This window comes from Rhizobium sp. M1 (genome assembly GCF_002531805.1).
Lineage (GTDB): Bacteria > Pseudomonadota > Alphaproteobacteria > Rhizobiales > Rhizobiaceae > Rhizobium > Rhizobium etli_C.
In genome coordinates, this window is the sequence record NZ_NWSW01000006.1 from 209433 (window position 1) to 225045 (window position 15613).

The window sequence follows — 15613 nt, forward strand, 5'->3', positions numbered from 1 at the left end:
CAATTCGAGCCGGGTGCCCTGTAAAGCCCGACCAATTCCAGAAGCCGGCTTGCCTTACGATTTGCGCACCAGTGACCGCTGCACCAGCATGGCGATGATGATGATCGCACCCTGGATCGCGCCGATCAGATATTCGCTGATGAAATTCGAAAGCAGCATGATGTTGCCGACGAGTTCGAGAATGAAGGCGCCGCAGATCGTGCCCCAGACGCGGCCGGCGCCACCCTTGAGGGCCGTGCCGCCGACGACGACGGCGGTAATGGCCTGCAACTCCCACAAGATGCCGGTCGTTGCCGAGGTGGAGCCGAGACGCGGCACGTAGAGCAGCACGGCGATCGCCACGCAGAGGCCCTGGATGACAAAGGCAATGGTGCGCACGCGATTGACCGCAATGCCGGAATAGCGCGCGACGTCGCTGTTCGAACCGACAGCGACGACATGACGGCCGTAACGCGTGCGGTACAGGATGAAGGCCGCAATCGCAGTCACGACGAGGATCACCACGATCGGAACCGGAAGACCGAGGATATTGCCGAAATAGGCCGGACGATAGAGCGTCTGGATGTCGCTCGAGCGCAAGGTGATTGCGCCGCCCTGCGACAGCCAGGTCGTCAGGCCGCGATAAATGCCCATGGTGCCGAGCGTGGCGATGAAGGGCTCGATCTTGCCGACGGTGGTGATGAGGCCGTTGGCGAGGCCGCAAAGAGCCCCGGCAATGACGGTGAACAGCACGGCAGCCGTCAGCATCAGCACCGGATCGGCAATGACCCCCGAATTGATGAGCAGGATCATCAGACTGGCGACGAAGGCCACCATCGAGCCGACGGAAAGATCGAGGTCTCCGGCCGAGATGACGAATGTTGCGCCGACGGCGATAATGGCGATGAAGGCGCAGCGCGTCGCGACGTTGGCCAGATTGGTGATGCCGATGAAATTCGGATTGACCAATGCGCCAACGATGAGAAGCAAGGCCAGGGCGGCAAAGGGTGCAACCGCGCGCAGATCGACGTCACGCCAGGATCTGCGCCGGATTTCCCTGGTCTCTTCGTTAACACTCATATCCAAAACCAACCTCCCGCCCCAGACTCTGGGTACGTTATCTATTGCCCGCTTCGCCGAAGTCCCGCTCCGCCTTCACGCGGCCGCCTTCTTTTTCAGCCCGGCGGCGTAGCGCATGATCTCCTGCTCGGAGATCTCATCTCCCTCGAGCACGCCGACGATATGCCCTTCGCGCATCACCGCCACCCGCGTGCAGAGACCGATGACCTCCGGCATCTCCGAGGAAACGACGATGATCGACCGACCGTCCCGGGCAAGCGCCGAGATGAAATGATAGATCTGCTGCTTGGTGCCGACGTCGATGCCGCGCGTCGGCTCGTCGATGATGACGATGTCGGGATCGGTCTCCATGACCTTGGCAAGCAGCAGCTTCTGCTGGTTCCCGCCCGACATGCGGCCGGCGATGATATTGCCGTCACGAACCCTGATGTCGAAGCGTCGCTTGGCCTTCGCCAGCGCCGCCGCTTCGCTGCTCGGGCTGAGATAGCCATGGCGAGAATGCCGCCCGAGCGATTGCAGCGTCAGATTGGCCATCATGCCGGAGCGCAGCAGCAGGCCCTTCGACTTGCGGTCCTTGGTCATGTAGGCAAGCCCGCAGCGATTGGCGGCATGCACGTCGCCGGAGGGAACGTTTTGCCCCTTGATGACCACTTCACCCTCAAGCCGGGTTCGCAATCCGGCGATCGCCTCCATCAATTCGGTGCGGCCGGAGCCGATCATCCCGGAGAAGCCGATAATCTCGCCCTTGCGCACCTCAAAGCTCGCATCCCTGATATAACCGGTCGACACCGAGGAAACTCTGAGGACGACCTCCTCGTCGACATCGGGCTCGACCTTGGCGGGATAGAGGCTGGAAAGCTCGCGGCCGACCATCAGCTGCGCGATCGATTCCCCGTCGAGGATTGATGTCGGCGACGTCTTGATCCACTGGCCGTCGCGCAGCACCGTCACCCGATCCGTCAATTCCATCACTTCATCGAGCTTATGGGAGACGAAGACGAAGCTGGTGCCCTGGTCGCGCAGCTTGCGCACCTGCTTGAAGAGCATGCTTGTCTCTTCCCGCGACAAGACGGCCGTCGGCTCGTCCATGAACACGACGCGCGCATCGCGGCTGATCGCCTTGGCGATCTCGACCATCTGCTTGTCGGCGATGGAAAGCGTGCTGATCAGCGCATTCTCATCGACATGCGAACCGAGCACGTCGAGAACCTTGCGTGTCTCGGCGCGCATATATTTGCGGTCGAGCACACCGAAACGCGTGACCTCACGCCCGAGGAACAGGCTTTCCGTCACCGTCAGATGTTCGGCGAGATTGAATTCCTGGTGGATGATGACGATACCGAGCGCTTCCGCCGCGCCATTGGGCGGCAGGATAACGGGCTGGCCGTCGAGCAGAATCTCGCCGGAGCTCGGCTGTTCAAAGCCGGACAATACTTTGACGAGGGTGGACTTGCCGGCGCCGTTTTCACCCATCAGCGCATGGATTTCGCCGGCACGGAGATCGAAATTGACGCTGAAGAGCACCTGCACGCCGCTGAAGGATTTGCATATGCGCCTGGCGGACAGCACCACGGGTGCGGTGTCGGCGATCTCCACGGTCATCATGCCCTCCCCCAAGAGCGCCTTGCATCCGGCAGAACGCACCGACGCCGCTCCATCACCTTGAACTAGCGCACATTTCCATTCTGAAAACCGCTCTCGATCCTCAGAGCTCTGCGCTTGCGGCTCCCGACCGCTTTGAGCCTTATGTAAACCTTTACATCAGGCATGTAAAGGTTTACATCGTGGATTTACACAGATCCGCTGAAGCTTGCCTTTGACCTCTCGGCGAGTCTGTGTAGTGTCGCGGCGAAGACAGCCCCAAGGCAGAACGCAGTGTCGAATTCCACGCCCGCAACAATCGAAGACGTCGCCCGGATCGCCGAGGTCTCCATCGCGACGGTTTCGCGGGCGATCCACACCCCGGAGAAGGTCGCCAACTCGACGCGGCTTAAAGTCAATCAGGCGATCGCCGTCACCGGCTACACCACCAATGCCATGGCGCGCAGCCTGAGGCTCGGTCGCTCCAACATGATCCTGGTGGTGGCGCCTGACATCGGCGATCCCAATTTCTCCAATATTCTCGTCGGCCTGGAGAACGAGGCGCGCGCCCACGGCTACGGCATCCTGATCGGCCACACCCAGAACGACGCCCAGCGTGGCCTGGAATATCTGAAATTCTTCAACTCCAACCAGGCCGCCGGGCTGATCCTGTTCACCGGCATCCTGCCCTTCGGCCATCAGACGATGACCGCCCGGCTGCCGCCGAGCGTCGGGGTTTTCGAACCGGTCTTCAACGGCGGCATTCCCTATGTCGGCGTCGACGATACCGAGGGGGCGCGAAAGGCGGTGGATCTGCTGCTGGCCGAAGGCCATCGCAAGATCGCCTTCATCGGCGATTCGCGCACCCGCCTTGCCTATGTCAGGCGCCGCATGGGTTACGATGCCGGCCTCGACGCCGCCGGCGTCCCGCCGGATCTCAGGATCGTGCTCGAGGGCGACGGCACGATCGAAAGCGGCCGGCATGCGGTCGAACAGCTCTTCATGCGCGACACGCTCCCAACCGCCTTCATGTGCGTGAACGACCAGACGGCAATCGGCGTGATGATCGGGCTCGGCGCGCGGGGCTATGATATTCCGCGGGATTTCTCGGTGACCGGTTTCGACGACGTGCCGCAGGCCGTCTTCATCTCCCCGGCGCTGACGACGATCCGCCAGCCGCGAACGGCGATCGGCAAACAGGCGATGGCGCTGCTGTTGGAACTCTTGTCCGATGGTCGGCCGGCCGAGACGGAAATCCTGCTGCGGCCGGATCTGGTGGTTCGAAACTCCGTCTCCGCACCGTCGCGCCAATGGTTGAAGCGCTGACGACGCTATAATAGCCGGCTACAAAGAGCTGCGCCGGCGACCGCTGGCCGCCGGCGCACCTTATCAGACGTAACGGTTGACGACGTTCTCGAGCAGTTCCTGCTGACCGGATCTCGGCTGCGGGTTGACGTCCTTGGTCTCGACCCAGTTGGTGATCTCATCCAGCGAGTATTCGCCGCGGAAGAGCTTCTGCGCCTCGGCGGTTTCCCAGCCGGCATAACGATCGGCGAGCGGCTGCGACAGGGCCTTGTCCTCGATCATCTTGGCGGCGGCCTTCAGGCCGCGGGCGCAGCAATCCATGCCGCCGATATGGCCGATCAAAAGGTCTGCCGGATCGAGCGACTGGCGGCGCAGCTTGGCATCGAAGTTGGTGCCGCCGGTCTTGAAGCCGCCGGCTGCCAGAACGTGGTAATAGGCAAGCGCCATTTCCGGAACATTGTTCGGGAACTGATCGGTGTCCCAGCCGGACTGATAGTCGTTGCGGTTCATATCGATCGAGCCGAAGATGCCGAGCGCATTGGCGAGCGCCAGCTCGTGCTCGAAGGAATGGCCGGCCAGGATCGCATGGCCCTGCTCGATATTGACCTTCACCTCGTTTTCCAGGCCGTGCTTCTTGAGGAAGCCGTAAACGGTCGCGACGTCATAGTCATACTGGTGCTTGGTCGGCTCCTGCGGCTTCGGCTCGATCAGGATCGTGCCCTTGAAGCCGATCTTGTGCTTGTATTCGACGACGAGGTTGAGGAAGCGGCCGAGCTGGTCGAGCTCGCGCTTGAGGTCGGTGTTGAGCAGCGTCTCGTAACCTTCGCGTCCGCCCCAGAGCACGTAGTTCTCACCACCGAGCTTCTGCGTGGCGTCGATGCAGGTCTTCACCGTCGCGGCGGCGAAAGCGAAGACATCGGGATCCGGGTTGGTCGCAGCACCCGACATGTAGCGCCGGTTGGAGAAGAGGTTGGCCGTGCCCCACAACAGCTTGGTGCCGGTCGCAGCCTGCTTCTCGGCGAAATAATCGACGATCTCGTTGAGGTTCCTGGTGTTCTCGGCGAAATTCTTGCCTTCAGGCCGCACATCGGCGTCATGGAAGCAGTAATAGGGCGCGCCGAGCAGCGAGAAGAATTCGAAAGCGACGTCGGCCTTGAGCTTGGCAGCCTTCATCGTGTCTTCGAACCACGGGCGCAGGAAGGTCTGGCCGCCGAAGGGATCGCCGCCCGGCCAGGTGAAGGTGTGCCAATAGGCCACCGCGAAGCGCAGATGGTCTTCCATGCGCTTGCCCATGACGATCTCGTCCGGCTGGTAATGACGGAAGGCCAGCGGATTGGTGCTGTCAGGGCCTTCATATTTGATCTTCTGGATATCGCCGAAAAATCCGGTGCTCATGTCAGGTCTCCTTGGGTTCTCGTAGTTCAGTCTGATCGTTCATGCCGTTCAGCCCCCTCATCCGACCCTTCGGGCCACCTTCTCCCCCAGGGGAGAAGGGGAACGAGGCGCCGCCGCGAATCTCTTCTCCCCAGCGGGGAGAAGGTGCCGGCAGGCGGATGAGGGGGCCGCTGGCTCCAGTTTCAACGCGCCAGCGATTTGATCGCCGGATAAAGCGCCCGGTAACGCGTATAGACCTCCTCGTAAGCGCCGCTCAGCGCCGACACCGGTTCGATCGTGCCTGATGTCACCGGCGGCGTGCAGACGGCAATCGGATCGGCACCCGTCGCGGCAATCAGGCCGAGGCGGGCTGCGCCGAAGGCTGCGCCGAAATCGCCGTCGGCGGGCAAATCGACCGGAACGCCGAGGGCAGTGGCGATCGACGCCAGCCAGTAGCGCGAGCGCGAACCGCCGCCGATCGCCGTGACGCGGGAGATGCCGGTGCCGGCCGACCGCAGCGCTTCGAGATTGTCGCGGATGGCGAAGGCGACACCTTCGAGCACGGCCTGGGTCAGCACGGCGCGGCTGCTTTCATGTTCCAGCCCGATGAAGGCGCCGCGGATGACGGCATCATTGTGCGGCGTACGCTCGCCGGAGAGATAGGGCAGGAAGGTGACGCCGGTCGGCGCCTTCAGCGTCTCGCCGAGTTCGCCGGTGAGATCGGCGGCCGACTTGCCGGTCACGCCGGAATGCCAATTGAGCGCATCGGTCGCCGACAGGATGACGCCCATCTGGTGCCAGGTATTCGGCAGCGCGTGGCAGAAGGCATGCACGGCGCTTTCCGGCTTCGGCAGATAGGAGCCGTTGGCGGCAAAAAGCACGCCGGAGGTGCCGAGCGAGACGAAGGCGGCGCCATCGCTGACGGTCCCCATGCCGCAGGCCGACGCGGCATTGTCGCCCGCGCCGCCGGCAACGACGACATTGCCCGATATGCCCCACTGTGCCGCGAGTTCGGACCGCAGCATACCGGCCTGCTGGGTGCCTTCGACAAGCGTCGGCATCTGCTCCTCGGAAAGGTGAGTGGCGGCGAGCAGATCGGGCGACCAGGCGCGCTTGCCGGTGTCGAGCCAGGAGGTGCCCGCCGAATCCGACATTTCGGAAATATATTCGCCGGTCAACCACAGACGCAGATAGTCCTTCGGCAGCAGCACCTTGGCGATCTTCGCGAAAATGTCCGGCTCATGCTGCCTGATCCAGGCGAGCTTCGGCGCCGTGAAGCCGGGGAAGACGATATTGCCGGTCAGCGCACGGAAGCGCGGATCGGCGTCGAGGGCGGCGGCCTCGACATGACTGCGCGTGTCGTTCCAGAGAATACAGGGGCGCAGCACCTTGTCGGCGGCGTCGATCAGCGTCGCGCCGTGCATCTGGCCGGAAAGGCCGATACCCCTCACCGCGGCAAGCTCTTTCGGGTGTTTCGCCATAAGACCGGCGACGGCCTCTTGCGTGGCGCGCACCCAATGGGCCGGCTCCTGCTCCGACCAGCCGGAATGCGGACGCGAAACGTCGAGCGAACCATTAGCCGAGCCGACGATCGTCTGATCGCCATCGATCAGCATCGCCTTGACGCCGGAGGTTCCGAGATCGAGACCGAGATACATGGGGTTGCTCCTTTGCCGTTACGGCAGATTGTCTTTCAGGAATATGTCGAGACGGATGCGCTCCTGCGCGTCGATGACCGGGAGCCCGTCCGCCTTGGCTTTCAGCACGCGGATCGCGCTGCGCACTTCGTGGCCGGCGTCCTGATTGAGGATCGCATCGATCGTATTGTCGATCAGCGCCGCCCGCGTATAGGTGGTCAGTTCATGGGCGATGACGGTCAGCGTCCGGTCGACGGCCTTTTCCTTCAGCGCCCGGATGAGGCCGCGATTGCCGGCGCCGAGGCTGTAGACGCCGACAATGCCGGCATTCCTGGCAAGCGCGCCGGCGACGAGCATATGGGCGATCTCCGGATCGTCACGGCCTTCGAGCACCGGCAGGATCGCCAGGTCGGGAAACTCCTCGGCCATGACTGCGGTGAAGCCCTCCAGCCGCTCGCGATGGTCGCGCACCAGCATGGATCCGGCTAGCACGGCGATCTCGCCCTTTCGCGGCCCGAGAAAGCGGCCGAGCAGTCGTGCGGCCGTGCGGCCGGCCGCGATATTGTCGACGCCGGCATAATGGTGGCGCAGCGAGCCCGTCAGGTCGGACACCAGGGTGACGATGGGAAAACCCGCATGCACCAGCCGGTCGACGGTGGCGCGCACCTCAGGTGCATCGGTCGCGACCATGGCAACGCCGCAAGGCTTTTCCCGAGAGAGCTCTTCGAGCACAGCGACGAGAGCGGCCGGATCGAAGGCCGACACCTCGACGGTGCGAATATCGGTGCGCTCGGCAGCCGAACGGAGGATCGCTTGCCGGATTTCCCCATTGAGCCCGTGCATGAAGGAATTGTCGCTGGCCGGCAGGATGAACACCAGCGGATAGGTGCGGCCCTTGGCGAGATTGGCCGCAGCCACGTCCCTGATATAACCGAGCTCGCGGATCGCGGTCTCGACCTTTTCGCGCGTAACATGGCGCACACCCGGACGCCGGTTGAGAACCCGGTCGACGGTTGCGAGACTGACCCCGGCAGCGGCAGCGATATCGTGAACTGTTGGCCTCATCATTCCTCCTGATGAGACCATTAACGCCAATTTTGATGTACGTAAATCAAAAAAACGAACGGGTGACTCGCGCATCGCGTTTCCCGCATCGCCGCCGGCCTGGAGCCGGTCAGCAGGTCGATTATTGGCTGATCGCATAGAGGCTGGAAAACTGCAAACAAAAAGGTCCTCCGGAGAGGACCTTTTCATGGGGCGGCAGGCCGGAGGTCAGTGGCCGCCACCGCCTCCCCCGCCTTGCGGCGCGGGTTTCTGGATCATCGCGACTCCAAGGATCATCGCGACGAAAAGTGCGGTCAGGATCAGGAAGACATCGCTGAAAGAGAGGATGACCGCCTGTTTGGTGGCAAGCCCGACCATCTGCTTGATCGCGACCGAGGCGCCGTCCATGCCGTAGCTGTTGAAATTGGCGGCCATGTTGTTCATCTGGTCGATCGCCGTCGGATTGCCCCAGTCGATATTTTCCCGCAGCCGCTCGTAATGCGCGTCCTGCCGGTTGGTGAGCACGGTATTGATGACGGCAAGACCGACTGCGCCGCCGAGGTTTCTGGTCAGGTTGAACAGGCCGGACGCGCCGCGAATGCGCGAAGGCGGCATCGTACCGAGCGCGATGTTGTTGATCGGCACCATGCACATCATCAGCCCGAAGCCGCGCAGGATCTGCGGGATGAAGAGCTCGTAGAAATCCCAGTCCGCCGTCAGATGGATCATGATGTAGGTGCCGGCGGCGAAGCTGACGAAGCCGATCACCATCATCAGGCGCAGGTCCATCTTGGTCGACAGCCGGCCGGCGATCGGCGCGGTGACGAACATCGCAAGGCCGGAGACGAACATCGTCTCGCCGATATCCAGCGAATCGTAGCCGCGGATGCGCTCGAGATAGACAGGATAGATATAGGTGAGGCCATAAAGACCGATACCCATGACGAAGGAAAACACCGAGCCGAAGGAGAAATTCCGGTTGGCAAAGGCCTTGAGGTCGACGACGGGGAAATCCACCGTGAAGGCGCGATAGAAGAAGACGATGGCCGCAGCTCCGGAGGCGACGGCGGCAATCGCGATGGAACTGTCGTTGAACCAGTCGTTCGAATTGCCCTCTTCCAGCACATATTCCAACGTGCCGAGGAAGAGGCCCATCGACACCAGTCCCCACCAATCGAACTTTTTGAACAGCGACAGTTCCGGCTTGTCGAAATCGATGAAGTTCCAGGTGACGATGGTGACGATGATGCCGGGAATGATGTTGACCAGGAACAGCCAGTGCCAGGAGAAGGCGTGGCTGAGATAGCCGCCGACCGTCGGGCCGATCGTCGGCGCCAGCGTCGCGATCAGGCCGATGATCGGCGAGACGATGCTGCGCTTCGACGGCGGGAAGATCGTGAAGGCAGCCGCGAAGACCGATGGGATCATGCCGCCGCCGATGAAGCCCTGAATGACGCGATAGACGATCATCTGGTCGATATTCGTCGCCGTTGCCGCAAGCGCGCTCGCCATGGTGAAACCGGCCGCCGAGATCGCGAAGAGATAACGCGTCGAGATGATGCGCGCCAGCGTGCCCGACAGCGGGATCATGATCACTTCAGCGATCAGATAGGCCGTCTGCACCCAGCCGATCTCGTCCGAGCCGGCCGAAAGGCCGGCCTGGATTTCCGCAAGCGAGGCCGAGACGATCTGGATGTCGAGGATCGACATGAACATGCCGAGCACCATCGCGAGGAAGGCGATGAGCTTCCTCGGATCCATGCGATCCTCAGCATGGGCAGGTAACGCCGGAATCGTCCCCGCTGTTGCTGTCGCGCTTCCGGCCATCGGACCACCTCCGCCTTGTCTAAAGGCTTACTTGCTCGGCGCCGTGCGGGTATCGACGTCGACGACGACGCTGAGGCCCGCGCGCAGACGCCCGCTGTCGAGCGCCTCCTGCGGCAGCGCGATGCGCACCGGCACGCGCTGGATCACCTTGGTGAAGTTGCCCGTCGCATTTTCCGGCGGCAGCAGCGAGAAGACCGAGCCGGACGCCGGCGAGATCGATTCAACGGTGCCGACGATCGGATGGTCGTCATAGGCGTCGACATGGACGTTGACCTTCGAGCCGGCAACGAGATGCTGGATCTGCGTTTCCTTGAAGTTGGCGTCGATATAGAGCTCACGAACCGGAACCAGCGCCATCAGCCGCTGGCCGGGCGAGACGAGATCGCCTTCCTGGACCGAGCGATTGCCGACGATGCCGTCGTAAGGCGCCTTGAGGACGGTGAAGGAGAGATCGCGGGTGGCCTTGTCGCGCGAGATTTCCAGCGCCCGAACCGAGCCTTCGGCTTCCTTGCGCTGGGCCTGAAGAATGGTGATATTGGCTTGTGCAGCGGTGATGTTGGCGTCGCCGCCGGCAAGATTGGCCTTGGCCTGGTCGAGCGCGATATTGGCGTTGTCGAGATCGGCAGCGGTGCCGACCGACTTCGCCTGGAGCTCGCTCTGGCGTTTCTGGGTGATTTCGGCACCACGAACGGCCGCTTCGAGTGCCACCTTCTGCGCCCGCGCCTGCGCAAGGCTTGCATTGGCGCCTTCGATCTGCGCGTCGATACGCTGCAGCGAAAGCTGTTCGGTGGCGATCTGGGCCTGCGCCTGATCGAGGGCGTTCTGATAATCGCCGTTATCAAGCGTGGCAAGCACGTCACCCGCTTTGACTTCCTGGTTGGCGACCACATTCACCTTCGCGACGTAGCCCGTGACCTTTGGCGAAATCGTTGCGATATCGCCCTCGATATAGGCGTCGTCGGTCGACACCATGAAGCGGCCGTTCGTCCACCATTCGTAACCATACCAGCCGCCGCCCGCCAGAAGAGCGAGCACGACGATCGGCAGCACCGGACTGCGGCGCTTCTTCGCAGCCGCGGGTGCTGCGACCGAAGCGGGCGCCGACGGCGCGGGGGCGGACGGCTTTTCCAGGGCTTCCGCCGTCGGAGCCTCTACAACAGTCGCGACCTCGGCCTTGACCTCTTCGGCTTCGGCGTTTTCGCTGACGATGCGCGCGACGTTGCTTTTCTGGTTGCTCGACATGGCCACTTACCGATCTTGGAGTAATTGATCGAACTGAACGGTTCGGTTCAGTTGACATAAACCTGTTTTACCGTCATATCAAGATGCATAGAACCAATCGGTTCGATTTCTTTTAAGCAAAGGGCGAAACCGTAAACACGGTTAAGGAGACATGACGCTGAAACCCGAGAATGCCGCCGTATTCAGCCCTCCTCCTGCTGGAGGCCGATTTGCCGCGGGCGAAGATCCGGCCAAGCGCCAGCAGATCCTCGACGGCGCCAAGCGCGTCTTCATGAAAATGGGTTTCGATGCGGCCAGCATGAACGATGTGACGCGTGAGGCCGGTGTTTCGAAGGGGACGCTCTACGTCTACTTCACCAACAAGGAAGAACTGTTTTCGGCGATGGTCGAAACCGAGCGTGCCGCCTTCGTCGCCGCTGTCCGCACGGCGCTTGCCGAACACGACGACCCCGAATCCGGGCTGTACGAATTCGGGATAAGCTTCGTCACCCATATGACCGACGAAAAGGTCATCACCGCGATGCGCACCGTGCTCGGCGTTCGAGACCGCATGCCCGCGCTCTGTCAACGCTTCTTCAAGGGCCCGGTCAATCTGCGCACCATAATGCGCGATTTTCTCGAACGCCACATCGCTGCAGGCACGCTCGAGATCGATGACATCGATCTCGCCGCCGGCCAGTTTCTCGATCTTGCCAGCGGCAGCTTCTTCAAGCTGCGTCTGTTCGGCAGCATGGAAGAACCGCCGAGCCGCGAAGAAATCGACCGCGTCATCCGCGGTGCGATCAAGGTCTTCATGGCGGCCTATGGCGCGCGTCGGCACGACACCGCCTGATACGCTTTCTTGACTGCTCGCTTGCATCGGCCAAAACTCCGCAAGAACGATCAAACCCCGCTTTCGACTTTTCTCTAAGGAAGAAGCCGCAACCAGGGGAGTGAAAATGAGCGCCATCGCACGGGCGATCTGGTTCATAGAGAGCCATTTCGAAAGCGATATATCGCTGGACGAGATATCGGAAGCAGCCGGATTGTCGCGCTACCATCTGTCGCGCGTCTTCGGGCTGGTCACCGGCCACTCGATCAGCGGCTATATCAGGGGGCGGCGCCTCAGCCGCGCCGTACCCGCGTTGGTCAGCGGCTCATCCACCATCCTCGAGGTTGCGCTTTGCGCGGGCTACGGCTCCCACGAAGCTTTCACCCGTGCCTTTCGCGACCAGTTCGGCATGACGCCGGATGCGGTGCGCAGACAGGGGCACACGCGTAACCTTGTCTTACTGGAGCCGATCAGAATGGGCCCCGCCCACCTCAGCGACCTCGAAGCACCCCGCTTCGAAACCCTGCAGCCGATGCTTCTTGCCGGCCTGGAGGAGATCTACGCCCATGGCGGCGATGCCGCCATCCCTTCACTCTGGCAGAAGTTCAATGGCCATTTCGGCCATATCTCCGGCCAGAAAGGCAATGTCGCCTACGGCGTCTGCACCCATATCGACGGCGAAGCGGAGAAATTCCGCTACATGGCCGCCGTGGAGATTTCCGATACCGGCGATCTGCCCGCCGATTTTGCGACGCTCAAGCTTCCCGGCCAGCGCTACGTCGTCTTCACCCATCGCGGCCATGTCTCCGGCATTTCTCTCACAATCAACCGGATTTTCGGCGCGTGGTGGCCGTCCTCCGGTCTGGAGCACGGCGAGACGCCGGACATGTTCGAACGCTACGACGAGCGCTTCGACCCCTATACCGGCATGGGCGTCACCGAAATCTGGTTGCCGATCAGAGCATGATGCCGAAAAGTGCGAGCGGTTTTCAGGCGAAATCATGCTCTAACTCTTTAATTTAGAACAGGATTCAAATTTAAGGCTGACCCGGCCTTAAATCCTCCTGTTCTAAGGAATAAAAGTCACATCGATTTCGTATATCCCCTTGCGGCGCTTGCGCGGCAAGCCGCCGACACTACATTGCGGGGCGTCATCGTTCATGTGACGCAAAGGGGATATACGCTGATGCAGGAAATTGTGACGCTCATTCAGGATCCGGCCGCCTGGGTGGCGCTCATCACGCTGGTGGTGATGGAAGTCGTTCTCGGGATCGACAACCTGATCTTTATTTCCATTCTGACCAACAAACTGCCGCCCGAACACCGGGAAAGAGCCCGCAAGATCGGCATCGGCCTTGCGCTGATCATGCGCCTTGCTCTGCTCGGCACCATCGCCTGGATCGTGCAGCTGACCGAACCGCTGTTCGAAGCCTTCGGACACGGTTTCTCCTGGAAGGATCTGATCCTGATCGCCGGCGGCCTGTTCCTCGTCTGGAAGGCCACCAAGGAAATTCACCACAGCGTCGATCCGATCGACCATCAGGAGGATTTCATCGCGACGTCGGCAACGACCGGCTTTGCATCGGCGATCGGCCAGATCCTGCTGCTCGACCTCGTCTTCTCGGTCGACAGCATCATCACCGCCGTCGGCATGACGCCGCATCTGCCGATCATGGTGATCGCCGTCATCGCCGCCGTCACCGTCATGCTGGTCGCCGCCACCCCGCTTGCCAACTTCATCGAGCGGAATCCGACGATCGTCATGCTGGCGCTCGCCTTCCTGCTGATGATCGGCACGACGCTGATCGCCGAAGGCATGGGTTTCCACGTGCCGAAGGGCTATGTCTATGCCGCCATGGCCTTCTCGGCGCTGGTCGAGGTGCTGAACATGTTCGCGCGCAACGCCCGCAAGCGCAAACGCGAAGGCGCTCACTGAGACTGAAGCAAGGGCGCGTCGCAGCCGGCGCGCCCTGCACCAGCATCGTCAGGCCCTTTGCAGGCGTGGTTTTTCTTGACGCGCCGGATTGAATATGGCCTAAGGCCAGCCGAACGGACGATCGGCGGATGGTGCGGGCGCATGCCCTTTTTCCGGCCGGTTTGCCGAAGATATCTGCATCCTTCCGGCCGAACGTCGCTTTCCCGCGAAAACCGTCCGGCATTCATTGACGGGCACACACAATGACAGTTTCCGGCACAGCTACCGGCGTTCGCGTCCGCATCGCTCCCTCGCCGACCGGCGAGCCGCATGTCGGCACCGCTTATATCGCTCTCTTCAACTATCTCTTCGCCAAGAAGCATGGCGGCGAATTCATCCTGCGCATCGAAGATACCGACGCGACGCGCTCGACCCCTGAATTCGAGACGAAGGTGCTGGACGCGCTGAAATGGTGCGGGCTGGAATGGAAGGAAGGCCCCGATATCGGCGGCCCCTATGGCCCTTATCGCCAGTCCGACCGCAAGCCGATGTACCAGCCTTATGCGCAGGAGTTGCTGGACAAGGGCCACGCCTTCCGCTGTTTCTGCACGCCCGCGCGGCTGGAGCAGATGCGCGAGGCGCAGCGCGCCGCCGGCAAGCCGCCGAAATATGACGGCCTCTGCCTCAGCCTGTCCGCCGAGGAAGTGACCTCGCGCACCGCCGCCGGCGAAGCCTCGGTCATCCGCATGAAGATCCCGGCCGAAGGCTCCTGCGATTTCACCGACGGCGTCTACGGCGATGTCTCCATCCCCTGGGATTCCGTCGACATGCAGGTGCTGATCAAGGCCGATGGCATGCCGACCTATCACATGGCCAACGTCATCGACGACCATCTGATGAAGATCACCCATGTGGCCCGCGGCGAGGAATGGCTGGCTTCGGTGCCGAAGCACATCCTGCTTTATCGCTATTTCGGCTGGGACCAGCCGGTCTTCATGCATCTGTCGCTGATGCGCAATGCCGACAAGTCGAAGCTGTCGAAGCGCAAGAACCCGACCTCGATCTCCTATTATTCCGCGCTCGGCTATATCCCCGAAGCGCTGATGAACTTCCTCGGCCTGTTCTTCATCCAGATCGCCGAAGGCGAGGAACTGTTGACGATGGATGAGCTGTCGGAAAAGTTCGATCCCGACAACCTCTCCAAGGCCGGCGCCATCTTCGATATCCAGAAGCTCGACTGGCTGAACGGCCGCTGGATTCGCGAAAAGCTCTCCGAAGAGGAGTTCCAGGCGCGCGTGCTGACCTGGGCAATGGAAAACGATCGCCTGAAGGAAGGTCTGCGCCTGTCGCAGACCCGCATTTCCAAGCTCGGCGAACTGCCCGATCTCGCCGGCTTCCTGCTGAAATCCGATCTCGGCCTGCAGCCGTCAGACTTCGCCAAGATCAAATCGCCGCCGGAGGAGATTCTCGAGATCCTCAACACCGTTCAGCCGGATCTCGAAAAGATCTTGGAATGGAATGTCGAGACGATCGAGGCGGAGCTGCGCGCCATCGCCGACCGCATGGGCAAGAAGCTGAAGGTCGTGGTCTCGCCGCTCTTCGTCGCCGTCTCCGGCTCGTCGCGCTCGCTGCCGCTCTTCGATTCCATGGCGATCCTCGGCCGCTCGGTCGTGCGCCAGCGCCTGAAGCTTGCCGCGCAGGCGGTCGCCGCCCTCGTCGGCTCGAAATGACAGTGGAGCCCCTCCCCCTTGTGGGGAGGGGTTGGGGAGGGGTTTTCTTTCAAAAAAAGACCCCTCCCCTCCGCTTCGCTTCGACCCT

Annotated in this window: 12 protein-coding genes; 5 read left to right on the top strand and 7 right to left on the bottom strand. The window is 61.9% G+C overall.

Annotated elements, in window-relative coordinates; all coding sequences use genetic code 11:
- Positions 1 to 54: 54 nt before the first annotated feature.
- Both CO655_RS07140 and CO655_RS07145 read right to left on the bottom strand, forming a co-directional pair.
- A complete protein-coding gene (locus tag CO655_RS07140; protein ID WP_097603872.1) occupies positions 55 to 1059 on the bottom strand; it encodes an ABC transporter permease in 1005 nt (334 codons plus the stop codon).
- A 75-nt stretch (positions 1060 to 1134) separates the two neighbouring features.
- Complete coding sequence (locus tag CO655_RS07145; protein WP_097664209.1) at positions 1135 to 2661, bottom strand: sugar ABC transporter ATP-binding protein; 1527 nt, start codon at positions 2659 to 2661, stop codon at positions 1135 to 1137.
- A gap of 273 nt (positions 2662 to 2934) precedes the next feature.
- Here CO655_RS07145 and CO655_RS07150 point away from each other — a divergent pair, with 273 nt between their 5' ends.
- On the top strand, positions 2935 to 3966 hold the full coding sequence (locus CO655_RS07150; protein ID WP_097664210.1) for a LacI family DNA-binding transcriptional regulator: 1032 nt from the start codon (positions 2935 to 2937) through the stop codon (positions 3964 to 3966).
- A 63-nt stretch (positions 3967 to 4029) separates the two neighbouring features.
- Here CO655_RS07150 and xylA read toward each other — a convergent pair whose 3' ends face one another.
- The 5 genes from xylA to CO655_RS07180 form a co-directional block, all read right to left on the bottom strand.
- Positions 4030 to 5340, bottom strand: coding sequence for a xylose isomerase (gene xylA / locus CO655_RS07155; protein ID WP_097664211.1), 1311 nt, complete (start codon positions 5338 to 5340; stop codon positions 4030 to 4032).
- A 182-nt stretch (positions 5341 to 5522) separates the two neighbouring features.
- Positions 5523 to 6977 carry a xylulokinase gene (gene xylB, locus CO655_RS07165; RefSeq protein WP_097664212.1) on the bottom strand — a complete coding sequence of 485 codons (1455 nt, stop codon included), beginning with the start codon at positions 6975 to 6977 and terminating at the stop codon, positions 5523 to 5525.
- A gap of 18 nt (positions 6978 to 6995) precedes the next feature.
- A complete protein-coding gene (locus tag CO655_RS07170; RefSeq protein ID WP_097603868.1) occupies positions 6996 to 8021 on the bottom strand; it encodes a LacI family DNA-binding transcriptional regulator in 1026 nt (341 codons plus the stop codon).
- A gap of 207 nt (positions 8022 to 8228) precedes the next feature.
- Positions 8229 to 9827 carry a DHA2 family efflux MFS transporter permease subunit gene (locus tag CO655_RS07175; RefSeq protein ID WP_097664213.1) on the bottom strand — a complete coding sequence of 533 codons (1599 nt, stop codon included), beginning with the start codon at positions 9825 to 9827 and terminating at the stop codon, positions 8229 to 8231.
- A 27-nt stretch (positions 9828 to 9854) separates the two neighbouring features.
- Positions 9855 to 11069 carry an HlyD family secretion protein gene (locus CO655_RS07180; RefSeq protein WP_097603866.1) on the bottom strand — a complete coding sequence of 405 codons (1215 nt, stop codon included), beginning with the start codon at positions 11067 to 11069 and terminating at the stop codon, positions 9855 to 9857.
- A gap of 151 nt (positions 11070 to 11220) precedes the next feature.
- On the opposite strand from CO655_RS07180, the gene CO655_RS07185 reads away from it, so the two are divergent.
- The 4 genes from CO655_RS07185 (at position 11221) to gltX (ending at position 15525) form a co-directional block, all read left to right on the top strand.
- Positions 11221 to 11901: a TetR/AcrR family transcriptional regulator gene (locus CO655_RS07185; RefSeq protein ID WP_097603865.1), complete on the top strand. Its 681-nt coding sequence runs from the start codon at positions 11221 to 11223 to the stop codon at positions 11899 to 11901.
- A gap of 106 nt (positions 11902 to 12007) precedes the next feature.
- Positions 12008 to 12847 (top strand): AraC family transcriptional regulator, encoded by an 840-nt coding sequence (locus CO655_RS07190; RefSeq protein ID WP_097664215.1) that lies wholly within the window; start codon positions 12008 to 12010, stop codon positions 12845 to 12847.
- A 219-nt stretch (positions 12848 to 13066) separates the two neighbouring features.
- On the top strand, positions 13067 to 13816 hold the full coding sequence (locus CO655_RS07195; protein ID WP_097603863.1) for a TerC family protein: 750 nt from the start codon (positions 13067 to 13069) through the stop codon (positions 13814 to 13816).
- 242 nt (positions 13817 to 14058) lie between these two features.
- The gene (gene gltX, locus CO655_RS07200) at positions 14059 to 15525 is read left to right on the top strand and encodes a glutamate--tRNA ligase (protein WP_097664216.1); all 1467 of its coding nucleotides are present in this window, start codon (positions 14059 to 14061) and stop codon (positions 15523 to 15525) included.
- Positions 15526 to 15613 lie beyond the last annotated feature (88 nt).

Excerpts from the sequence above, each read along its gene's own strand:
- CO655_RS07140 (WP_097603872.1), bottom strand. The coding sequence starts at position 1,059 with ATGAGTGTTAACGAAGAGACCAGGGAAATCCGGCGCAGATCCTGGCGT.
- CO655_RS07145 (WP_097664209.1), bottom strand. The coding sequence starts at position 2,661 with ATGACCGTGGAGATCGCCGACACCGCACCCGTGGTGCTGTCCGCCAGG.
- xylA (WP_097664211.1), bottom strand. The coding sequence starts at position 5,340 with ATGAGCACCGGATTTTTCGGCGATATCCAGAAGATCAAATATGAAGGC.
- xylB (WP_097664212.1), bottom strand. The coding sequence starts at position 6,977 with ATGTATCTCGGTCTCGATCTCGGAACCTCCGGCGTCAAGGCGATGCTG.
- CO655_RS07170 (WP_097603868.1), bottom strand. The coding sequence starts at position 8,021 with ATGAGGCCAACAGTTCACGATATCGCTGCCGCTGCCGGGGTCAGTCTC.
- CO655_RS07175 (WP_097664213.1), bottom strand. The coding sequence starts at position 9,827 with ATGGCCGGAAGCGCGACAGCAACAGCGGGGACGATTCCGGCGTTACCT.
- CO655_RS07180 (WP_097603866.1), bottom strand. The coding sequence starts at position 11,069 with ATGTCGAGCAACCAGAAAAGCAACGTCGCGCGCATCGTCAGCGAAAAC.
- CO655_RS07185 (WP_097603865.1), top strand. The coding sequence starts at position 11,221 with ATGACGCTGAAACCCGAGAATGCCGCCGTATTCAGCCCTCCTCCTGCT.
- CO655_RS07190 (WP_097664215.1), top strand. The coding sequence starts at position 12,008 with ATGAGCGCCATCGCACGGGCGATCTGGTTCATAGAGAGCCATTTCGAA.
- CO655_RS07195 (WP_097603863.1), top strand. The coding sequence starts at position 13,067 with ATGCAGGAAATTGTGACGCTCATTCAGGATCCGGCCGCCTGGGTGGCG.
- gltX (WP_097664216.1), top strand. The coding sequence starts at position 14,059 with ATGACAGTTTCCGGCACAGCTACCGGCGTTCGCGTCCGCATCGCTCCC.